The following is a 20067-nucleotide window of genomic DNA, read 5'->3' as shown; positions in this document are numbered from 1 at the left end:
TAACCTTGTTTTCGATCGATCTGGCCCACCATCGACTCGCCCCGTTGATGCCGGCGAATGTTCTCCAGCAACACCCCAAACGCACTTTCTGGCTGGGTCATCGCCGCGATATGCGGGGTCAGCAGAATCTGCGGATGATTGATCATTCCCACGCTCTGCGTGGGAATGCCTCACCGGACGCTCCGCGTTCGGCTCTTGGGACGCAGAGCGTCCCGGGCTGCATTCCCACGCGGGAGCGTGGGAACGATCAATGGGGGTGTATTCAGTAACCTTGTTTTCGATCGATCTGGCCCACCATCGACTCGCCCCGTTGATGCCGGCGAATGTTCTCCAGCAACACCCCAAACGCACTTTCCGGTTGAGTCATTGCCGCGATATGCGGGGTCAGCAGAATCTGCGGATGATCCCAAAAAGGATGATCCGCCGGTGCCGGTTCTTCCTGCAGCACATCGAGTACGGCGCCGCTGAGCTGTCCGCTGTCCAGCGCCTCAAGCAGATCACTTTCCACCAGATGCCCGCCACGTCCCATGTTGATCAGCGCCGCGCCATGGGGAAGTTGCCGGAACAGCCTGCGATCGAGGATGCCCTGGGTTTGTTCGGTCAGTGGCAACACACACAACAGAATGTCGCACTGGCTCAGAAACGCCGGCAGTTGTTCGGCACCGGCATAGCAATCGACGCCCGCGATCCGGTGGGCACTGCGCGCCCAGCCGGACAACGCAAAGCCCAGGGGCTGCAAGGTGGCGAGAATCTGCCGGGCCTGGGTACCGAGGCCCATGACGCCCACCCGGCGCTTGGCCGCCGGTTGCAGTAAGTGGGCTTGCCAGCACCGCGCCGCCTGTTGCTGGCGATAGCGGAGCATGTCCCGGTGCAGGCTGAGCACCGCAAAACTGGCGTATTCGCACATGCCGCGGGTGATGCCGGGGTCCAGCAGGCGCACCACCGGCAAGCTCGCCGGCAGGCGGCTGAGGTCCAGTTGATCGACTCCTGCGGACAAGGCGAACAACACGCGCAGATTGGGCAGCAGAACCTCGAGATCATCCGGTGCCTGCCAGGCAGCGAGGTACTGAATGTCCTTGGGGTCGCCGATGTCCGGCCAGGCGCGCCATTCGATATCCGGGGCGTGTTCGGCGAACAGCGCTTTCCACTGTTCGCCGCGCACAGGGTCAGCTTTATAAAGCAGGGCCATGGGCATTTCCTGAAAGGTGAAGGTGCTGTCCAGCATGGCGCAATGACAGAGCAGGATCTGTCGAAAGGGCCGGATTAAACGCGTTGCGCCACGTTCTATTGGCCATGACCCGGCAGAATCGACGGGCTGAAGGAATCTGCCGTTTGGCAGGGTGAAAACAGTCGATCCGAATTTCTCAGGGGGCAAGTTCGGCGTAGTTCGTTTCGCGCAAGCCTTAACCTGAACACCATCGCAACCACTTCCCGGTTGCCGGACTCACGATGGGAAATGCCATGAATAGCAAAGTCGACGAAACCCCTCATTTGCTCCGTCAGCGCGATCAATTCGTGCCACGTGGTCTGATTACCGCTCACCCGTTGGTGATCGATCGGGCCCAGGGTGCCGAGTTGTGGGATGTGGATGGCAAGCGTTACCTGGATTTTGTCGGCGGCATCGGCGTGTTGAACATCGGTCACAACCACCCGAAGGTGGTCGCTGCGGTGCAGGCCCAGTTGCAAAAGGTCTCCCACGCGTGTTTCCAGGTGGTTGCCTATAAGCCTTACCTTGATCTGGCCCAGCGTTTGTGTGAGTTGGTCGGTGGTCAAGAAGCCTATAAAGCGGCCTTTTTCACTTCCGGTGCCGAAGCCGTGGAAAACGCGGTCAAGATCGCCCGCGCCCACACCAACCGCTCGGCAGTGATCGCGTTTCGCGGCGGGTTTCACGGTCGCACCTTGCTCGGCACCACGCTGACCGGCATGAGCCAGCCGTACAAACAGAACTTCGGACCGTTCGCGCCAGAGGTGTTTCATACCCCATATCCGAATACCTATCGCGGTGTCAGCAGCGAGATGGCACTCAAGGCACTGGACGAGTTGCTGGCCACCCAGGTTGCCCCTGAGCGGGTCGCGGCCATCATCATCGAACCGGTGCAGGGCGACGGTGGTTTCCTTTCGGCGCCGGTGGAGTTCCTCCAGGCCTTGCGTGCCCTCACTGAAAAGCACGGCATCGTGCTGATTCTCGATGAAATCCAGACCGGTTTCGGCCGTACCGGCAAGTGGTTCGGTTTCCAGCATGCCGGCATCCAGCCGGACCTGGTGACCGTCGCCAAAAGTCTTGCCGGTGGCTTGCCGCTGTCCGGAGTAGTCGGCAAGGCCGAGATCATGGACGCACCGCTGCCCGGCGGCTTGGGTGGCACCTACGGCGGTAACGCCCTGGCCTGCGCTGCTGCACTGGCGGTGATCGAGGCCTACGAGCAGGAGCAATTGCTGTCTCGTGGCGAAGCCTTGGGCGAGCGTCTGCGTCAGGGGCTGCTGCGCTTGCAGGCCCGTCACCCGCGTATCGGCGACGTGCGAGGCACCGGGTTCATGCTCGCACTCGAATTGATCAAGGATGATGAGGCCCGTAGCCCGGATGCGGACCTGACCCAGCGGCTGATCGATGAAGCCCGGGCTGGCGGCCTGCTGGTGATCAAATGCGGGGTGTACCGCAACGTGCTGCGCTTCCTCGCGCCGCTGGTCACCCGGGAAGAACAGATCGACGAAGCGCTGCAGATTCTTGAAGCGGCACTGGCACGAGTCTTGAACTGAACTCATGCCTGCTCGGGGCGGTGCCGCAGGCTATCGCCCGTGAGCATTTATGGAGCATGGATTGATGGAACGCATCATTGGAGGCTTTGTACACCATGGGGCTGACTGATTATCGAGCACTGCTCATCGATTGCGATGAGGTCCTGGTCGATCGGGACTCGGGTGTCTGGACGGCATTGCAACCGCTGCTCGAAAGTCTGGGCGGTAATCCGGACAAGGAACAGGTGGTGGCCGAGTACAGCGAGGTCGTGCGTGCGCTTTACCCGCGTTTCGGTGAGCTGGGCTTCAGTGGGCTGCTGTGTTTCGCCCATCGCCAGTTGGCCGAGCGCTGGGGGCTGAGGGCCAGTTGGGAGGAGGGCATGAGCTTTGCCCGCTCGGTCACCAGTTGGTCGCTGTTCGAGGATGCGCCCGGCGCGATGTTGTACCTGCGCAAGTTCTATCGCTTGCTGGTGCAAGGCGACCGGGATGCCGAAGATCGAGGGCTGCTCTGTGAGCGTTTGGGGATCATGCCCGACGATTTCATTTCACTGGCCAGCGATCCCTTGCTGGATCACGACTGGTTACAGGCCAATGAGCTTGAAGTCGGGACTATTCTGCAAGTGACCCGGCCATCTGCCGGTCGGCAGGCTGCCACCCATGTGTGCCTGATCTGTCGTGGTCGGGCGAAACACCTTCAGCCTTGCGCCGCGGATTACTGCATAAACAGCATGGCTGATCTGGTGGCTCAGCATCAGCTGTCTTTACGGCGCTGATTTTGCTAGAAGATTGTCCTACAAACGGCAATCAAGAGGTACCCAATGGAAGGTTTAGTGAAACTGGACCGGATCGATATCAGCATCTTGGTTGAGCTGCAGAAAGACGGTCGCATGACCAACGTCAGCCTGGCCGATGCCGTGGGATTGTCGGCAAGCCCCTGTTTGCAACGGGTCAAACGGCTTGAATCGGCCGGGTATATTTCCAGCTACAAGGCTCACCTGAATCTGGCGAAGATCACCGATTCGGTCACGGTCTTCACCGAGATTACGTTGAGCGACCACAAGCGTGAAGACTTCGCCAAGTTCGAATCCAATATCCGTCTGGTGGACGAAGTGCTCGAATGCCATTTGATCAGCGGTGGCTATGATTATCTGGTGCGTTTCATGACCCGCAGCATCCAGCATTACCAGGAAGTGGTCGAAAGCCTGCTGGACAAGAACATCGGCATCTCCAAGTACTTCAGTTACATCGTCATCAAGTCTCCGGTGCTCAAGGACGGCGTGCCGCTGCGCAAATTGCTGCGTCACTGAACTGACTCTGCAAACATCCTCCTGTTATGCAGCTTGCCGCGCCTTTAAAAGAGGCGCGCTACGGGCTGCTTTGACGTACCAATCAATCGGTGGTGTATCTGGAATGCACCTCGATAGAGCATTTGGCCTGTCGGGTCTCTCGTTGCACCTCATTTTGGTGCGTTTCGCATAAATAGCTGTTTCCGGCCACAAAAATGCTCATCGAGGGCACCGTGTGCAGCGGGTTCGCAACAGCGCTCCCGACGAATGTCGACTTCCTCAGTCCCAGCTAAGTTTGCCTGCGTAGTCTCTCTCCTGCGCCAATTGCAGCGCTGTTATGGAGACGCACCCCACATGAAGCCGCTTACAAAAGCCGATTGGCTCAACAAAGTCCCCGAAGTGACGCTGTCGTTCTGGGTCATCAAGATCATGTCCACCACCGTGGGTGAAACCGGTGCCGACTTTCTTGCCGTCGATGCGGGTTTAGGACAGGGTTTGACCAGTATCGGCATGGCTGTGCTGCTGGCGATCGCACTGTTCGGGCAACTTCGCACACGCGCCTACACACCCTGGATTTACTGGCTTACCGTGGTGCTGGTGAGCGTTGTCGGGACGCAGATTACCGATGTGCTCACCGACAAGCTGGGCATCAGCCTGTATGCCAGCACGGCCGTATTTTCCGTACTGCTGGCGATCAATTTCATGGTCTGGTTCAGGTTTGAGCGCAGCCTGTCCATCAATGAAATCGTCACGCCGCGCCGGGAGTTGTTCTATTGGGCGACGGTGCTGTGCACCTTTGCGCTGGGCACGGCGGCCGGCGATCTGGCCACCGAGGCGCTGGGCCTTGGCTTCACACTGGGCGCTGTGATTTTCGGCGCGCTGATCGCCGGGACCTTCGCCGCATGGCGCCTGGGTGGCAATACGGTCCTGACCTTCTGGATCGCCTACATCCTGACCCGTCCTTTCGGCGCCTCGCTGGGAGACTTGCTGACTCAAGCCAAGACCTATGGTGGCCTCGGCATGGGCGCGATGTGGACCAGCGCCATTTTCCTCAGTGTCATCCTGATTCTGGTGGCCGCCGCGCAGATGAGCGTCGGCAGTCGCAAACTCGTCACTGAATAACACGTTCAAAAGCCTATCAAGGAATCATCATGGTCTACGTTCAAACCGCCATTCGTAAAGCCGCCATCCTTTCAGCCATCGTCGTATTTGGCCTGGCCGCCGGGTGTTCGAAACCTGCTGACGCCCCAAAAACGAGCGCTACTTCGGGCGCGGCCAGTGTTCAGCAGAGCTCGGCCTCGAAACTGGGCGACCTGTCGGCGTTCCAGAGCATTGCGGCAAACGTCGCCGATCTCGTCGACAAGAACGACTTGCCGGGCGCGAAAACACGTATCAAGGACCTGGAATTGTCCTGGGACTCTGCGGAAGCCGGCATCAAGCCTCGTGCTGCCAGTGACTGGCATGTACTGGACAAGGCCATTGACCTTGCACTTGAGGCCTTGCGCGCCAGCACCCCGAAACAGAGCGACTGCAAGGCGGCAATGGATGATTTGCTGAAAACCTTCAATTCGCTGCAAGGAAAGAAATGACGGCAAGAAGCGAAGGGGACGGCTTTCAATCCAGATAAATCGCTTCGCGCACGCTTGAACAGGTGATTCAATGCAGGCTCGACACTCACGCAGGTGCATACCCGCGTGAGTGTCGAGCCTCACTTATCACCGGAGAGGGCCATGCGGATATTGCTGGTCGAAGACGACCCCATGATCGGGGATGCGATCCAGGGCGCGCTGACGGATGCCAGTTACGCCGCCGACTGGGTCAGGGATGGTCTGACCGCCCTTACTGCGCTGGACACTCAACATTATGACCTGGTGCTGCTTGACCTCGGCCTGCCCGGCAAGGACGGCCTTGCGGTATTGAGCAGCATTCGTGCCGGCAACAACGGCGTTCCACTGCTGATCATCACTGCCCGCGACAGCCTCGACGATCGCTTGCGCGGCCTCGATGGCGGCGCTGACGACTACCTGCTCAAACCCTTTGAAATGGCGGAATTGCTGGCCCGCATGCGTGCCGTTCTGCGCCGCAAAGGTGGCAGCGCGTTACCCGTGTTCAGCAACGGCGTGGTGTCGCTGGACCCGATCTCGAAACAAGCCAGCACCGAAGAAAATCCCGGAGTCCAGCTCTCCAGCCGTGAGTTCTCGCTGCTGCAGGCGCTGTTGATCAGGCCGGGCGCAATTCTTTCGCGCAGCGATCTCGAAGACCGTATCTATGGCTGGGGCAATGAAGTGGAAAGCAATGCGGTGGAGTTCCTGATCCATGCACTGCGTCGCAAGCTGGGTAGCCACATCATCAAGAATGTCAGGGGTATGGGATGGATGGTTTCAAAAAGCGACTGAGCGAGTCAGTCCAACTCAGGCTGTCCGTTTCCCTGTCGCTGGTCATCCTGATCGTCGCTATCGTGGCCGGTATTTTCGCCTTCGTCTCTGCCTTCGATGAAACCCTCGAAATGCAGGACAATACCTTGCGTCAGGTGGCCGCGCTGTTCGAGCGTCAGCAGATGACGCTGGCCTATCCGCAGCACGGCGGGGGTATCGAGGGCGACGATGAAGAATCCAGGGTCATCATTCAGCACCTGACCGATGGCAGCAAGGCGTCGGGCAACGTTGATGCCGGGGCCCCGCTGCCACTGCCGACCACGCTGGCCGATGGGCTGTCGACGCTGGAAGTCGGTGGCGAACCGTTTCGTGTGTTGGTCAAGACCATGAAAAGTGGCGAACGCATCGCCGTCGCGCAGGAAACCGGCGCGCGCGACAAGGACGCCCGCGAGAGCGCCTGGCGCGGCCTGCTGCCGTTTTTCATCCTGTTTCCCGTGCTCTTGCTGGTGGTTGCTGATCTGGTGCGCAAGCTGTTTCGACCCATCGCGGTACTGGCTAGTGAAATCGACCAGCGCGGCGAGCAGGAACTGCACCCCATTGACGAAAACCATCTTCCCGCCGAAATCCGCCCCTTCGTGCTGGCCATCAATCGATTGCTCAACCGTGTGGCTCAGTCGATGGAAACCCAGCGCCGCTTCGTCGCCGACGCCGCCCACGAACTCCGATCGCCGCTGACGGCCCTGTCCCTGCAAGCCGAACGCCTGGCCGGCGCAGACATGTCGACTCTGGCCCGGGAGCGTCTGTTTCCGTTGCGGCGGGGGATCGAGCGCGGCAAGAATCTCATTGATCAACTGTTGGCGCTGGCCACCGCCCAATCGACCTCGATGCTGCCCACATCGCCGGTTTCCGTGCATGGTGTCTATCGTCGCGTGCTGGAGGACCTGCTGCCGCTGGCCGAAATCAAGCAGATCGACATCGGCGTCGAGGACGAACAGGATGTGCAGGTGCTGATCAACGAGATCGACCTGCTCGCCGTGGTCAAGAACCTGGTCGATAACGCCATTCGCTATACACCTGCGGGCGGGCGGGTGGACCTTTCGGTGGGCATGGAGGCGGGCGGGGCGCTGTTGCAGATAAGGGACTCCGGCCCCGGGATTGCGGCTGAGGAACGGGAGCGTGTATTCGATCCGTTTTATCGCAGCCTGGGGAGCCATGAGGTGGGGTCCGGACTGGGGCTGTCCATCGTCAAGGCGATAGCGGATCGCAACGGGGCACGGATCCGCCTGGGATTTTGCGATGAGACGGGAAGAAGCGGGTTGTGTGTTTCGGTGTGGTTGCCGTCAGCGATCACCCGCAGAGCCCCCGTCGTCGCCCGTCTGTAGGAGCGGATTCATCCGCGAAAAGAACACATGGCTGGCCCATATACCCCTTCGGCCAGCCCTGGATACTCATACAAGGATCAACCCATGCTTTTAAGCAAACGCGATCAGGCGCGAATCGAGCGTCGCCTGGTGGCTACCCTGACCGAGGCTTGTGAGACGGCCAAAGCGGAAATTACAGGGTTCTCCTGGCTGACCCACGAGGTGGATTACACGGTGTTCCCCGCCAGCCTGATGGTTACCTGGATCTTCGACACGCTGGCCAACAAGAGCCAGGCCCTGGCCAGCGGGCAAGGTGAGCGCATGGTCGAACTGACTGCCGCGGCGTTCAGTGACGCGGATATTGTCGTCAGTCCGGTCTCGGCCCATGTGCAATTTGACACTGAAGAGCAATGTCAGCGCGCCAATGCCGGAAACTGGCAGCAACGCCTGGCGCGCAAGCGCTCGACTCGAGGTTGACGCATGGCCAAAGATATCGAAAACCCGTGTATTGCCGTTTGTCAGCTGCGCGGTGAGCTGTGTGTGAGTTGTGGCCGCACCAAGGAGGACATCAGAAAATGGAAGCGCATGAAGCGCCCCGAAAAGATGGCCGTCGTGCAACGAGCGAGCCTGCGCCTGCAAAGTCTGCAAAAAAAGAACGCGTGAGCCGCTGGCTTCATCGCGGACAAGCCATCCGACACTGGAGCCGTTTCAGTCGTGCAACAGTCCCGAACTGTATTGATTGAAACTGTTACCCAGCGTTGCCCCCCCAACATTCAGTTTGGGGTTACTGGTGTCAGACTGACGGCAACTCTCTGAAAATTTCGTATTTCTTCATCGGGATCCTGTCGGCCAGCAGGGCACACAATCGTGCTCTGCCTTGGCCTGTCTCCCGTGGCGAGTGCTACAGGCTGCCTTCGACGTCTTCCAGACTGAACGTCTCGGTGTGGTCGTTATAGGAAAAAATTTCAGCGTATCGTCCCCAGCTGATTACGCTTTCCAGTGTTTCTTCCACAAAAGCTTCACTGAGTGAATCTTCCAGTTCCTGCTCGAAACGTACACGTGGCGCCCAGTGCCCGTGCCGTTCCTGCAATACCTGGCGGATTCGCGCGGCCAATGGCACCTGTCTGAGCAGATGTTCCGCGAACATGACTTTGCGTTCCTGGGTGCCGTACTCGGCGAACAGCTTGCCAGCCTCGGTGAGTGTGATCTCGGCACCCTTGAGTTCAGCAAACCCCAGATGTTCCAGCATCTCTGCCACCGGGAACAAATCGTCCACTTCCAGCAACAACCGCTCTGCAACATTCGGCAAGCCTGCATGGCCGTTATAGGGTTCGGCCGCCAGTGCTTCGATCAGGCCAGCCATCAGGTTGGTTGAGACATCTGGCAACTGACTGCCCACCTGCAGTTCGGCCTTGCCGGTCTTGGCGTCGGCCCTTCGCCGGTTGGTCATCAATGCATAGATGTCATCGACCATCTTGCGAAAGGGCTTATCCAGACGGTTGCGTGGGTGGGCGAAGGGCACCTTGATTTCCGCCACAACACGCCCTGGATTTGACGACAAGACCAGAATACGGTCGCACATCAATACCGCTTCTTCGATATTGTGAGTCACGATCAGGATGGATTTGATCGGTAGCTGCTCCCCGCTCCACAAATCCAGCAAATCGGTTCTCAGCGTTTCCGCCGTCAGTACATCCAGGGCAGAGAAAGGCTCGTCCATCAATAACAAGGTGGGGTTGACCACCAGGCCTCGGGCGAAGCCCACCCGTTGACGCATCCCGCCGGACAGCTCACGCGGGTAGGCGTTTTCAAACCCGTCGAGGCCGATCAGGTCAATCGCGGCCAGCGCGCGCTTGCGCGCAGCTTTTGGTTCGACCTGCAGCGCCTGGAGACCGGCCTCTACGTTTTCCAGTACGGTCAGCCACGGAAACAGGGCAAAGGTCTGAAAGACCATGGCCACACCTTCAGCGGGACCCGACAACAATGAGCCGTTGTATCGGACCTCGCCAGAGGTGGATTGTATAAGGCCGGCGATGATACGCAGCAACGTCGACTTACCCGAGCCGGAGCGGCCCAGCAGGCCCACAATCTCGCCTTCGCGCAGGGTCAGGTCAACGTTGCTAAGAACTTGCCGCTCATCCTTGCCATTGCCAAAGCCCTTGCTCACCTTGGTGAGCGAGTAGATTTCGGAGGCTGCGCTGGAGTATTCGGTATGGCTATTCATGAGACCGACTCGGGTTAATTCAAACGGAGTTTGTTTTCAGCAATGGCGTACATCGGCCGCCACACCAAACGATTGAAGGCCACGACAAACAGCGACATGACCACCACGCCCAAGGTGATTTTCGGAAAGTCGCCGGCCGCCGTGGTTTGCGCGATATAGGCACCCAAGCCATGTGCCACCACCTTGTCTTGTCCCCATGAAACGAACTCGGAAACGATACTGGCGTTCCAGGCCCCGCCAGAGGCGGTAATCGCCCCGGTCACGTAATACGGGAAGATGCCGGGGAGCATTACTTTGCGCCACCACTGCCAGCCGCGGATGCGGAAATTGGTAGCCGCCTCTCTGAAGTCATTCGGAAACGCACTGGCGCCGGCGATCACGTTGAACAGAATGTACCACTGAGTACCCAGCACGATCAGTGGGCTCAGCCAGATATCCGGGTTCAACTTGTAGTGCAGGATCACGATGACAAACACTGGAAACAACAGGTTGGCCGGGAACGCCGCAAGGAACTGGGCCAAGGGCTGGATTTTTTCCGCAAGGTGCGGACGCAGACCAATCAGCACCCCAAGTGGAACCCAAATGAGTGACGCGACGGCAATCAGCAGAACCACCCGCAACAGCGTGATCAAGCCCAGACCGAGCACATGCCAGAGCTCTGCAAAGGTCGCTTCGCTGCTGACGTAGAGCACTATGTGGTACAGCGCGTAGAGGGCGAGCGCAGTAATCAGCCCGCCCCAGACCCAGTCAATGATTCGTGAGGTTGCCGGGCTCGTGTTCATCGCTATGGCCTGGGCTCGTGGCAAGCTCAGGCGCATGTGGCCAATGCGGGTCATGGCGCGGACAAAAGGTCGTAACAGACGCTGAATGACCCGGGTGCGCTGGATCAGATTCAGCACCCAGGACTCAGGTGCGCCGCCCTGGGACGCCGTGTCTTCCATACGGAACTTGTCCGCCCATGCCACCAGCGGCCGAAACAGGAACTGGTCATAGATCAGGATGACCACAATCATCGCCAGAATGACATAGCCCACCGCATGCATGTCGCGCTGTTCAATGGCGGTCGCCAGATAGGAGCCCACGCCTGGCAGCGTGATGGTCTTGTCACCCACGGTGATGGCTTCAGAGGCAACCACAAAGAACCAGCCCCCGGACATGCTCATCATCATGTTCCAGACCAACCCCGGTATCGCGAACGGAACGTCCAGCTTCCAGAATTTTTGCCAACCGGAAAGCTGCAGGCTGCTGGATACTTCTTCCAGATCACGGGGCAGCATGCGCAGTGACTGGTAGAAACTGAAGGTCATGTTCCAGGCCTGGCTGGTGAAGATGGCAAAAATGGCGGCGCATTCCGCGCCCAGTACTCGTCCTGGAAACAGCAACAGAAAAAACGTCACGGTAAACGAGATGTAGCCTAGAACCGGCACCGATTGCAGGATATCCAGTACCGGCACGAGCAATTTCTCTGCCCGCCGGCTTTTGGCAGCCAACGTACCGTAAACCAGGGTGAATATCAGCGAGGCAACCATTGCCGCGAGCATGCGCAATGTAGTGCGTACCGCATATTCGGGCAGGTTGGCCGGATCCAGCGAAATAACCTGGCTCTGCAAGGTCGAAATCGGCGCCCATGTCTCACGCGCGCCGATCGAGAAAAACAGCAAAAAGCCGACAACCAGCGGCAGGGCTACCAGGTCCCAGCGATTGGGCAGCAGCCGCCTTGCCGTAGCCGGGATGTAATGACGGAATACCTTTTTCATGTTCAGCGATTCCAGCAGCGTTCTGAGTGTGGTTCGTGACCACAGGTCAACACCTTCCAGAGTACAAACGCACGAAACTGCGTAGCAGAGGCAGTCTAAGCACAGCACACTCTAGTGGATTGGTAAAAAAAACGACGGAGGGAGGCCACGCAAATGAACGCTACAGGGCAGGTGGCGGGGGAGCGGCCGAGTTACTCAGTGGTACAGACTGCTGAATAATGTCGCGCACCGGTTACACCCTGTTCGGCATCCCATACATGGCCCACCGAGAATGGGCAGGATCCACGGCTGGAGTCTCCTTTGGCGGGGTTGAAATGGGTACTGAGGCTGGAAAAGCGAAACCGCGTCCTGACGGTAACGTCATCAAGCCATTGGCTTGGGTGTTGCGTGTGTTGCAGCTGCCAGCAGGCCGGGCGCCAATGAATCGCTTTTCAGGGCGGGATTATACGTATCAAAATATTACAGAAGTATAAAATTAACATAACTTTTAAATATTAAAGGATCGCGCTCCGCACAGCGTCTGGTTCGGCTCTGCGCACTGTGCGTATCCATTGTCAGCCGTCGGGGTGCCCCTCATCGCAGCGACCCGCAAACGCTTCCAGGGAGGCGATGTCAGCACCGTGCTCGCGTGGGCGCAGCTCGACCCTGGGCAGTTCTGCACCTGCGGCGCGCCAGTGCGCCAGGAAGACTTCCTCGACCCCGTCCGGCCAGGCCAGGGCATCCAGCATGCGGATCTTGCGGGCCAGACCGGGTAGCGCGGCATCGAGTTCGGACAGGGGCGCTGTGCTCACGCAAACCTCCTTGGGGGACGAGGATCAGTTTTCCCAGGCTCAGGCTCTGCCAGAGCATCGTGTTGCGGCTGGAGTCCAAGAGATTGCCCGCCTGGCGGGTGCGCGAGTCCGATGGTTGTGATTTAGCCGGTCGAGCAGGCTGAAACTGTCCTACAGTCTTTTGGCTGTCGGCCATCCGACACGACATTTACTTACCTTAAAACAAGAGAATCGACTCATGAATTTCGAGCCCCTTGCCAAATCATTTATCGCCACGGCACTCGCTCTTGGATTCACCTGTGCACAAGCAGCTTCGCAAGCCCCGGTCGCTGCCGAGAATGGCATGGTGGTCACGGCCCAGCATCTGGCCACCCACGTCGGCGTCGATGTGCTCAAGGACGGCGGCAACGCAGTCGATGCGGCGGTGGCGGTCGGTTATGCGCTGGCAGTGGTTTACCCCGCTGCGGGCAACATTGGCGGCGGCGGTTTCATGACCATCCAGTTGGCCGATGGCCGCAAGACTTTCCTCGACTTCCGCGAAAAGGCGCCCCTGGCAGCCACCGCGAACATGTATCTCGACAAGGATGGCAATGTCATCCCGGACCTCAGTACAAAGGGACACCTGGCAGTCGGCGTCCCGGGAACCGTTTCAGGCATGGAGCTGGCGCTGAAGAAGTACGGCACGATGAAGCGTGCCGATGTCATTGCACCAGCCATCAAGTACGCCGAGGACGGCTTCGTGCTTGAACAGGGCGACGTCGATCTACTCGAAACCGCGACCGACGTCTTCAAGAAAGACATGCACGACTCGGGCGCGATTTTCCTGAACAAAGGTGAGCCGATGCAGGCCGGCCAGAAGCTGGTGCAAAAGGACCTGGCCAAGACGCTACGAGAAATCTCCAGCAAGGGGGCTGAGGGCTTCTATAAGGGCTGGGTTGCCCAGGCTATCGTCGACTCGAGCAAGGCCGGCAAGGGCCTCATCACGCAAGCCGACCTAGATAAGTATCAGACCCGCGAACTCGCGCCGATCGAGTGCGATTACCGTGGCTACCATGTCGTCTCCGCACCGCCGCCGAGCTCGGGTGGGGTCATTATTTGCGAGATCATGAACATCCTCGAAGGCTATCCGATGCCCAACCTGGGCTTTCACTCGGCTCAGGGGCTGCACTATCAGATTGAAGCCATGCGTCACGCCTATGTTGACCGCAACAGCTATCTAGGCGACCCCGACTTCGTCAAGAACCCGCTGGCGCACCTGCTGGACAAGGATTATGCGGCTAAGCTGCGCGCCGCTATCGCCCCGCAAAAAGCCGGTATTTCCCGCGAGATCAAACCTGGAGTGGCGCCTCACGAGGGTAACAACACCACGCATTACTCGATCGTCGACAAATGGGGCAACGCGGTCTCGGTGACCTACACCCTCAACGATTGGTTTGGTGCAGGGGTCATGGCCAGCAAGACCGGCATCATCCTCAACGACGAAATGGACGACTTCACCTCCAAGATCGGCGTGCCCAACATGTACGGTCTTGTGCAAGGGGAAGCGAACGCTATCGCCCCAGGCAAAGCCCCACTGTCCTCAATGAGCCCGACGATCGTCACCAAGGACGGCAAAACACTCATGGTCGTCGGCACGCCAGGCGGCAGCCGGATCATCACTGCGACCTTGCTGACGATCCTCAACGTCATCGACTACAAGATGAATATTCAGGAAGCGGTCGATGCGCCACGATTCCATCAACAGTGGTTGCCTGAAGAGACTAATCTTGAAACGTTCGCCGTCAGCGCTGATACCCAGAAAATCCTCGAAAGCTGGGGACAAAAGTTCATCGGCCCGCAGGACGCCAACCATGTCGCGGCGATATTGGTCGGGGCACCTTCGCTCGGCGCAAAACCGGTCGGCAAAAACCGTTTCTACGGCGCGAACGATCCGCGTCGCAACACGGGCCTGTCACTGGGCTACTAAGTGATGTGAAGCCCTGTTTCAGGGCTTCGTTGAGCGGCGCAAGTTCAGCCTGATCGCGTTGAACCTGCGTCGCGTGCAACAAGAGTGCTTGTTATCGGGAACAGCGAAACCAGTCCGCGCGGCACAAGTCTGGTGTCAAACACACGTTAAAAAGAGGTAGCGGTCATGCCATTCATGCTCGATTCTCCCGCTTTTCATGCCCAAGGTCCGATACCGGCGCAATACAGCTGTGAAGGCCGGGATGTTTCTCCGCCGTTGGCCTGGAGCGGTGTCCCCCCAGGCACCCAGAGTCTGGCGCTGATCGTGGACGACCCGGACGCGCCGGACCCCGCTGCCCCCAGGATGACCTGGGTGCATTGGGTGCTCTATAACCTGCCCGCGGCGACAACCGAGTTGCCCGAAGACCTGCGCATGCTGCCGCCCGGCACGCTGCCGGGGCTCAACGACTGGCAGAAAACCGGCTACGGCGGCCCTTGTCCGCCTATCGGCAACCATCGGTATTTTCACAAGCTCTATGCGCTGGACACGGTCTTGCCGGACCTGAAGCTGCCGACCAAAGCCCAACTCGAAAGCGCAATGCGCGGCCATGTACTGGCAAAGGCCGAGCTGATTGGCACCTATCGTAAAACGAGGTGAGCGCAGGAGCTGCCGAAGGCTCGGGCCGCATTCGGACGATCTTTGGCTGACGGCTTTTGTGTAGGAGCAGCCGGTCGACGCTCGATTGGTCCGGGCGGCGTTCCGACGATGGACTCAAGGGCGACGCGTTTATTCAGAAAGCAGGCGTTATCGTTAACGTCCATCGCGAGCGAGCTCGGCTCCTACAGTCGGCCGTGGTAAGCCGCTGCGAAAATTTCTGCCGCGCCAATTCGTGTCAATGGCAGCGGGTTGCCGCCGGCGCAGGGGTCGACAATCGCCATGTCCGCGATCAGATCGGCCTGCCGATCATCCACTCCCAGCTCAACCAGCGTATGCGGCACGCCAATGTCCTTGCGCAGCTTGAGGACGAAGGCCAGAAAGCTGTCGAAACCCGGGGTGGGCAGACGCAGATAAGCTGCCAGGCGGGTGATGCGTTCCTCGATGGCCGGGCGATTGAACTTCAGGACATAGGGCATGAACGTGGCATTGGTCATGCCGTGATGGGTGTCGTACAGGGCGCCCACCGGGTGCGCGAGTGCGTGCATCCCGCCCAGCCCTTTCTGGAATGCGGTGGCGCCCATCGCGGCAGCCGCCAGCATGTGCGCTCGCGCATCGAGGTCGGACGGGGTGTGGACTGCCCGTACCAGTGCATTGGCCACCAGGCGCATGCCTTCCACCGCGATACCTTCGGCCATGGGATGAAAACCGGGGGCGCAGTACGACTCCAGGCAATGGGCAAAAGCATCCATGCCCGTGCCGGCGGTGACTTTTGCCGGCATGCCGACGGTGAGGGCCGGGTCGCTGATGACCACGCGCGGCATCATCTTCGGGTGGAAGATGATGCGTTTGGTGTGCGTACGCTCGTCGATGATCACCGCCGCACGGCCCACCTCGGAGCCGGTACCGGCGGTGGTCGGCACTGCGATGATCGGGGCGATACTGCTTTCGTCGGCGCGTGTCCAGTAGTCGCCGATGTCTTCGAAATCCCAAACCGGTCGGGTCTGGCCGCTCATGAAGGCGATGAGCTTGCCCATATCCAGGCCGCTGCCACCGCCGAAGGCGACCACGCCATCGTGTTTCCCGGTATGCCAGGCCTGGAGCCCACCCGCCAGATTGGCTTCCACCGGATTGGGCTTGAGGTCACAAAACAGCGCTACACCGAGGCCAGCAGCGCGCAAGGAGTCCAGCGCCGCCGTGGTGATCGAGGCACGTGCCAGGCCACTGTCTGTGACCAGCAACGGTCGCTGGATACCTTGACTGCGGCAGATCTCGGCCAGCTCGGCGATGCGGCCGACACCGAAGCGGATGCTTGTGGGGTAGTTCCAGTTCGCGGTCAGGCTCATGTTCAGATCTCATGGCGCAGATGGAAGGATTTCGGCCGGGTCAGGTTTTCGTAGCCAATGCGCGACAGCGTTACGCCGCGCCCGCTGTCCTTCACCCCGGTCCAGGCCAGGGCCGGGTCCAGATAGTCGCAGCGATTCATGAAAACGGTGCCGGTTGCGATCTCGTCGCCCAGGCGTTCGGCGGCGGCGAGATCTTGCGTCCAGATGGAGGCGCTGAGCCCGAACGCACTGTCGTTCATCAAGGCGATGGCTGCGTCGTCGCCGGCAACCGGCATGATGCCGACCACCGGGCCAAAACTCTCCTCGCGCATCACCGACATGTTATGGGTAACGTCCACTAACACCTGCGGCGCGAGGTAGGCGCTGGCGGGCGCGTCGGCGGCAAAAGCCTTTGGATCGATCAGTGCCCTGGCCCCCAGTGCCAGTGCTTCGGCGATCTGCCGGCGAACGGATTCGGCGGCGCTCGGTGTCACCAGCGGGCCCAGCGTGGTGGCTTGGTCCAGTGGGTTGCCCAGCACGTATTGGCGAGTCAGGGCGACGAAGCGTTCGACAAAGGCCGGGTAGATTTTTTTATCGACATAGATCCGCTCGATGGCACAGCAGCTCTGCCCGCTGTTGAAGAAGCTGCCGTCCACCAGGTTCTCCACCGCATGCTCAAGGTTGGCGTCTGCGCGGACATAGGCCGGGTCCTTGCCGCCGAGTTCCAGCCCCAGGCCGAGGAAGCGTCCCATGGCGGCGACTTCCATGGCCTTGCCGGCGTCCACCGAACCCGTGAAGTTCACCTGCTGCACGCTTCCTGAGGCGATGATCGCGGCGGTCTGCCCATGATCGAGCAGCAGGTTGTGGAACAGGCCTTCGGGCAGATTGGCGCGGCGAAACGCCTCGGCGAAGCGCTCGCCCACCAGCAGCGTTTGCGTGGCGTGCTTGAGGATGACGCTGTTGCCGGCCATCAGCGCCGGGATGATCGAATTCACCGCAGTCAGGTAGGGGTAGTTCCAGGGCGCGATGACCAGCACCGTACCCACCGGTTCGCGTTTGATATGGCGCCGAAAACCCGCGAGAGGAGCGGGTGCTACCGCCGCCAGGGCTTCAGGCGCAATGGCGATCATGTGCCGTGCGCGTTCTTCGAAGCCGCGCAGCTCGCCAGCGCCAAAGCGGACCGGGCGGCCCATCTGCCAGGCCAGCTCCGGCACGATTTCGGCGCTCATCGCCAGCATCGAGTCCACGGCGGCGCTGCAACAGGCTGCGCGTTCGCTCAGCGGCCGGCGCCTCCATTGCGCCTGGGCGGCGCAGGCAGCCGCCAGAGCCTGCTCGATCTGCGCCGCCTCGGTGCGGCGGCGTTCGGCGTAGACCCGGCCATCGACCGGTGAGATGAGTTGAATCATTGCGGTCATGACTTTCTCGATAATGGATAGCTCAATAATGGATTGCTCAATAGCGCTCAAAGCCGCGCTGCAGTTCCCAGTCGGTTATCCGCCGGTCGTATTCTTTCTGTTCCCAGTCGGCGGTATGCACGTAGTGGTTGACCACCTCATCACCGAATGCCTCGCGCAACATGGTCGAGGCCCGCAGCGCGGCGCAGGCATCGCGCAGGGTCTTGGACACTTCAGGCAAGTGCTCGTCGAGGTAGGCATCGCCCTCAAAGGGCGGCGCAAGGCTGAGCTTCTCGTCGATGCCGGCCAGGCCCGCGGCGATCAAGGCGGCGAAGGCCAGATAGGGGTTGAGGTCGGCGCCGCCGATACGGCATTCGATGCGAATAGCTTTGCTGCCCTCTGCACACAAGCGAAAGCCCGCGGTGCGATTGTCCCGACTCCACACCGCCCGCGTCGGCGCGAAGGTGCCGGCCTGAAAACGCTTGTACGAATTGATGTAGGGCGCGAGAAAACAGGTGATGTCGTTGGCGTATTTGAGCTGCCCGGCCACCCACGAGCACATCAGCCTGGACATGCCAAACTTGGCCTTGGGGTCAAAGAACAGGGGCTTCCTGGTATTTTTGTCCCACAGCGAATTGTGTATATGGCTGCTGGAGCCCGCGGCGTCATAGCGCCACTTGGCCATGAACGTGATCGCCTTGCCCTGCAGTTGCGCGATCTCTTTGCAGGCGTGCTTGATGATGACGTGGTGGTCGGCCATGGTCAGGGCGTCGGCATACCGGATGTTGATCTCTTCCTGGCCCGGCCCCCATTCACCCTTGGAGTTTTCCACGGGAATGCCTGATGCCTGCAGGTGTTTGCGAATCGCTCGAAGCACCGGCTCCTCGCGGGTGGTCTGCAGGATGTTGTAATCCTCGATGTAGTGGCCGGCGGTCTTCGGGTTGCGGTAGTTGCGCTCGTGGATGGCCTCGTAACTCTCGTCGAACAGATAGAACTCCAGCTCGGAGGCGAACATGCCGCTGTAGCCGCGCTCGCGCAGTCGCTCGACCTGCTTTTTCAGGATCGCCCGCGGGCTGTGGGGCAGGTCCCGCCTGTGGTGATGATCGAGCACGTCGCAGAGCACCAGCGCCGTGCACTCAAGCCAGGGCACGCGACGCAGCGTGGCCATGTCGGGTTTGAGCACAAAATCGCCATAACCTTTGCTCCAACTGGCAGCGGCGTATCCCGGCACCGGCTCCATGTCGATGTCGTCGGCCAGCAGGTAATTGCAGCAGTGGGTTTCTTCATGGCCGCTGTCGATGAAAAACTCGACCTGGAATCGCTTGCCGACCAGTCGCCCCTGCATATCGACCATGCAGACCAGCACGGTATCGATTTCACCGCAGGCGGCGGCGAGCTTGAGTTCTTCAAAGCTGAGGAGGGGCTCGGTCATCACGTCAGTCCTGCGTGAAATGCTTGGGCCTGTCTGAAATAGCTGTTGCAGACGCTCTTCAGAAAACCCAAAACCGGCCGGAGCGAGCATCATGAGCAATGAGCTGCTGAAAGCTTAGCCTACTGTTGCTGCGCGCAAGTTTTGGGGGAGCGAAACCCGACGAATCAGGAGCAGATCCAGAAGCTAAAATGACATTCAAGAGGGGGCCGTGCAGCGGTTGAGTCGGGTGACTCAGCATCATGGCCCGAGCGCCGGTCGCAGCCTGGAGTGGCACCATGAGTGAATTCGTCAAGGTCGCCTGCGTGGGCGATATCGAACCCGGTACCGGCAAGACCGTGAACCTTGGGGGAAGGCCCGTCGCGCTGTTTAATGTGGGCGGCCAGTATTTCGCCATCAACAACAGCTGCCCGCACGAGGAGGGCCCGCTGGGCGAAGGCACGCTTTGCGGCAGCGTCGTGACGTGCCCCATACACGCCTATGAGTTCGACGTGATCAGCGGCGAATGCCTCACCGAATCGGCTTATCACGTCGAACAGTTCGAGGTCCGTGTGGACGGTGATGACATCCTGGTGCGGCAATCGGCGGATGCCTGATGCCTGATGCCTGATGGCGGCCTGTCTCTCGCGGATGTACACCGATCAATGTAGGAGCCGAGCTTGCTCGCGATGGCTGCCTGACAGCCGGCCTATCTCTTGCGGGTGTACATATCCATTCCTGCGGTAACGGCGACTTAGGGTTCCGCCCTTATGTATGGACTCGCCCACACTGGCTACCCGCTTTTCAAACACTGCTACCCGGTTGCATTTATGTA

18 protein-coding genes and 1 pseudogene are annotated in these 20067 nt (G+C 59.9%); 12 read left to right on the top strand and 7 right to left on the bottom strand.

The genetic code is table 11. The annotated features are described in order from the left end of the window. Positions 1 to 262 precede the first annotated feature (262 nt). Positions 263 to 1189, bottom strand: a complete 927-nt coding sequence (locus tag AC07O1_RS29680; RefSeq protein WP_495091109.1) for a 2-hydroxyacid dehydrogenase — start codon at positions 1187 to 1189, stop codon at positions 263 to 265. 272 nt (positions 1190 to 1461) lie between these two features. On the opposite strand from AC07O1_RS29680, the gene gabT reads away from it, so the two are divergent. The 9 genes from gabT (at position 1462) to AC07O1_RS29635 (ending at position 8418) form a co-directional block, all read left to right on the top strand. Beyond that, positions 1462 to 2754: a 4-aminobutyrate--2-oxoglutarate transaminase gene (gene gabT / locus AC07O1_RS29675; RefSeq protein ID WP_495091108.1), complete on the top strand. Its 1293-nt coding sequence runs from the start codon at positions 1462 to 1464 to the stop codon at positions 2752 to 2754. Positions 2755 to 2849: 95 nt separating this feature from the next. Continuing rightward, complete coding sequence (locus tag AC07O1_RS29670) at positions 2850 to 3506, top strand: HAD family hydrolase (RefSeq protein WP_495091110.1); 657 nt, start codon at positions 2850 to 2852, stop codon at positions 3504 to 3506. A gap of 45 nt (positions 3507 to 3551) precedes the next feature. Beyond that, a complete protein-coding gene (locus tag AC07O1_RS29665; RefSeq protein WP_003174918.1) occupies positions 3552 to 4040 on the top strand; it encodes an Lrp/AsnC family transcriptional regulator in 489 nt (162 codons plus the stop codon). A gap of 333 nt (positions 4041 to 4373) precedes the next feature. Further along, positions 4374 to 5141, top strand: coding sequence for a COG4705 family protein (locus AC07O1_RS29660; RefSeq protein WP_495091107.1), 768 nt, complete (start codon positions 4374 to 4376; stop codon positions 5139 to 5141). Positions 5142 to 5170: 29 nt separating this feature from the next. Continuing rightward, positions 5171 to 5608, top strand: a complete 438-nt coding sequence (locus tag AC07O1_RS29655) for a hypothetical protein (protein ID WP_495012438.1) — start codon at positions 5171 to 5173, stop codon at positions 5606 to 5608. Positions 5609 to 5749: 141 nt separating this feature from the next. After that, positions 5750 to 6415: a response regulator transcription factor gene (locus AC07O1_RS29650; protein ID WP_495012439.1), complete on the top strand. Its 666-nt coding sequence runs from the start codon at positions 5750 to 5752 to the stop codon at positions 6413 to 6415. Beyond that, the gene (locus tag AC07O1_RS29645) at positions 6391 to 7776 is read left to right on the top strand and encodes a sensor histidine kinase (RefSeq protein ID WP_495091106.1); all 1386 of its coding nucleotides are present in this window, start codon (positions 6391 to 6393) and stop codon (positions 7774 to 7776) included. Before AC07O1_RS29650 ends, AC07O1_RS29645 begins: the two co-directional genes overlap by 25 nt. Positions 7777 to 7860: 84 nt before the next feature. Next, positions 7861 to 8232, top strand: coding sequence for a hypothetical protein (locus AC07O1_RS29640; protein ID WP_495091105.1), 372 nt, complete (start codon positions 7861 to 7863; stop codon positions 8230 to 8232). 3 nt (positions 8233 to 8235) lie between these two features. Beyond that, entirely contained in the window at positions 8236 to 8418 is a 183-nt protein-coding gene (locus AC07O1_RS29635; protein WP_494992983.1) for a DUF1289 domain-containing protein, read from the top strand. 238 nt (positions 8419 to 8656) lie between these two features. Here AC07O1_RS29635 and AC07O1_RS29630 read toward each other — a convergent pair whose 3' ends face one another. The 3 genes and pseudogenes from AC07O1_RS29630 to AC07O1_RS29620 all read right to left on the bottom strand — a co-directional run. Then, on the bottom strand, positions 8657 to 9979 hold the full coding sequence (locus AC07O1_RS29630; protein ID WP_495012442.1) for an ABC transporter ATP-binding protein: 1323 nt from the start codon (positions 9977 to 9979) through the stop codon (positions 8657 to 8659). A gap of 14 nt (positions 9980 to 9993) precedes the next feature. Continuing rightward, the gene (locus AC07O1_RS29625) at positions 9994 to 11736 is read right to left on the bottom strand and encodes an ABC transporter permease (protein ID WP_494992980.1); all 1743 of its coding nucleotides are present in this window, start codon (positions 11734 to 11736) and stop codon (positions 9994 to 9996) included. 557 nt (positions 11737 to 12293) lie between these two features. Next, a pseudogene (locus AC07O1_RS29620) lies at positions 12294 to 12527 on the bottom strand (flavohemoglobin expression-modulating QEGLA motif protein); the annotation flags it as partial. Positions 12528 to 12744: 217 nt separating this feature from the next. On the opposite strand from AC07O1_RS29620, the gene ggt reads away from it, so the two are divergent. Together ggt and AC07O1_RS29610 are read left to right on the top strand one after the other, a co-directional pair. Beyond that, positions 12745 to 14472: a gamma-glutamyltransferase gene (gene ggt, locus AC07O1_RS29615; protein ID WP_495091104.1), complete on the top strand. Its 1728-nt coding sequence runs from the start codon at positions 12745 to 12747 to the stop codon at positions 14470 to 14472. A 165-nt stretch (positions 14473 to 14637) separates the two neighbouring features. Continuing rightward, positions 14638 to 15108, top strand: coding sequence for a YbhB/YbcL family Raf kinase inhibitor-like protein (locus AC07O1_RS29610; protein ID WP_495091103.1), 471 nt, complete (start codon positions 14638 to 14640; stop codon positions 15106 to 15108). Between the two features lie 182 nt (positions 15109 to 15290). Here AC07O1_RS29610 and AC07O1_RS29605 read toward each other — a convergent pair whose 3' ends face one another. The 3 genes from AC07O1_RS29605 to AC07O1_RS29595 are packed head-to-tail and all read right to left on the bottom strand — an operon-like array spanning position 15291 to position 19256. Continuing rightward, the gene (locus AC07O1_RS29605; protein WP_495091102.1) at positions 15291 to 16451 is read right to left on the bottom strand and encodes an iron-containing alcohol dehydrogenase; all 1161 of its coding nucleotides are present in this window, start codon (positions 16449 to 16451) and stop codon (positions 15291 to 15293) included. A gap of 2 nt (positions 16452 to 16453) precedes the next feature. Beyond that, a complete protein-coding gene (locus AC07O1_RS29600; protein ID WP_495091101.1) occupies positions 16454 to 17845 on the bottom strand; it encodes an aldehyde dehydrogenase family protein in 1392 nt (463 codons plus the stop codon). Between the two features lie 37 nt (positions 17846 to 17882). Next, positions 17883 to 19256, bottom strand: coding sequence for a glutamine synthetase family protein (locus AC07O1_RS29595; RefSeq protein ID WP_494992974.1), 1374 nt, complete (start codon positions 19254 to 19256; stop codon positions 17883 to 17885). Between the two features lie 275 nt (positions 19257 to 19531). Here AC07O1_RS29595 and AC07O1_RS29590 point away from each other — a divergent pair, with 275 nt between their 5' ends. Next, on the top strand, positions 19532 to 19849 hold the full coding sequence (locus AC07O1_RS29590; protein ID WP_495091100.1) for a Rieske (2Fe-2S) protein: 318 nt from the start codon (positions 19532 to 19534) through the stop codon (positions 19847 to 19849). The last annotated feature ends 218 nt before the right edge of the window (positions 19850 to 20067 follow it).

It is taken from the genome of Pseudomonas sp. GW821-FHT07G10, from assembly GCF_059418545.1.
The sequence above is the reverse complement of the archived record's forward strand: the minus strand, read 5'-3'. Positions and strand labels throughout refer to the sequence as shown.

Bases quoted from the DNA above. Each gene is read 5' to 3' on its own strand.
- AC07O1_RS29680 (WP_495091109.1), bottom strand. From the start codon at position 1,189: ATGGCCCTGCTTTATAAAGCTGACCCTGTGCGCGGCGAACAGTGGAAA.
- gabT (WP_495091108.1), top strand. From the start codon at position 1,462: ATGAATAGCAAAGTCGACGAAACCCCTCATTTGCTCCGTCAGCGCGAT.
- AC07O1_RS29670 (WP_495091110.1), top strand. From the start codon at position 2,850: ATGGGGCTGACTGATTATCGAGCACTGCTCATCGATTGCGATGAGGTC.
- AC07O1_RS29665 (WP_003174918.1), top strand. From the start codon at position 3,552: ATGGAAGGTTTAGTGAAACTGGACCGGATCGATATCAGCATCTTGGTT.
- AC07O1_RS29660 (WP_495091107.1), top strand. From the start codon at position 4,374: ATGAAGCCGCTTACAAAAGCCGATTGGCTCAACAAAGTCCCCGAAGTG.
- AC07O1_RS29655 (WP_495012438.1), top strand. From the start codon at position 5,171: ATGGTCTACGTTCAAACCGCCATTCGTAAAGCCGCCATCCTTTCAGCC.
- AC07O1_RS29650 (WP_495012439.1), top strand. From the start codon at position 5,750: ATGCGGATATTGCTGGTCGAAGACGACCCCATGATCGGGGATGCGATC.
- AC07O1_RS29645 (WP_495091106.1), top strand. From the start codon at position 6,391: ATGGATGGTTTCAAAAAGCGACTGAGCGAGTCAGTCCAACTCAGGCTG.
- AC07O1_RS29640 (WP_495091105.1), top strand. From the start codon at position 7,861: ATGCTTTTAAGCAAACGCGATCAGGCGCGAATCGAGCGTCGCCTGGTG.
- AC07O1_RS29635 (WP_494992983.1), top strand. From the start codon at position 8,236: ATGGCCAAAGATATCGAAAACCCGTGTATTGCCGTTTGTCAGCTGCGC.
- AC07O1_RS29630 (WP_495012442.1), bottom strand. From the start codon at position 9,979: ATGAATAGCCATACCGAATACTCCAGCGCAGCCTCCGAAATCTACTCG.
- AC07O1_RS29625 (WP_494992980.1), bottom strand. From the start codon at position 11,736: ATGAAAAAGGTATTCCGTCATTACATCCCGGCTACGGCAAGGCGGCTG.
- ggt (WP_495091104.1), top strand. From the start codon at position 12,745: ATGAATTTCGAGCCCCTTGCCAAATCATTTATCGCCACGGCACTCGCT.
- AC07O1_RS29610 (WP_495091103.1), top strand. From the start codon at position 14,638: ATGCCATTCATGCTCGATTCTCCCGCTTTTCATGCCCAAGGTCCGATA.
- AC07O1_RS29605 (WP_495091102.1), bottom strand. From the start codon at position 16,451: ATGAGCCTGACCGCGAACTGGAACTACCCCACAAGCATCCGCTTCGGT.
- AC07O1_RS29600 (WP_495091101.1), bottom strand. From the start codon at position 17,845: ATGACCGCAATGATTCAACTCATCTCACCGGTCGATGGCCGGGTCTAC.
- AC07O1_RS29595 (WP_494992974.1), bottom strand. From the start codon at position 19,256: ATGACCGAGCCCCTCCTCAGCTTTGAAGAACTCAAGCTCGCCGCCGCC.
- AC07O1_RS29590 (WP_495091100.1), top strand. From the start codon at position 19,532: ATGAGTGAATTCGTCAAGGTCGCCTGCGTGGGCGATATCGAACCCGGT.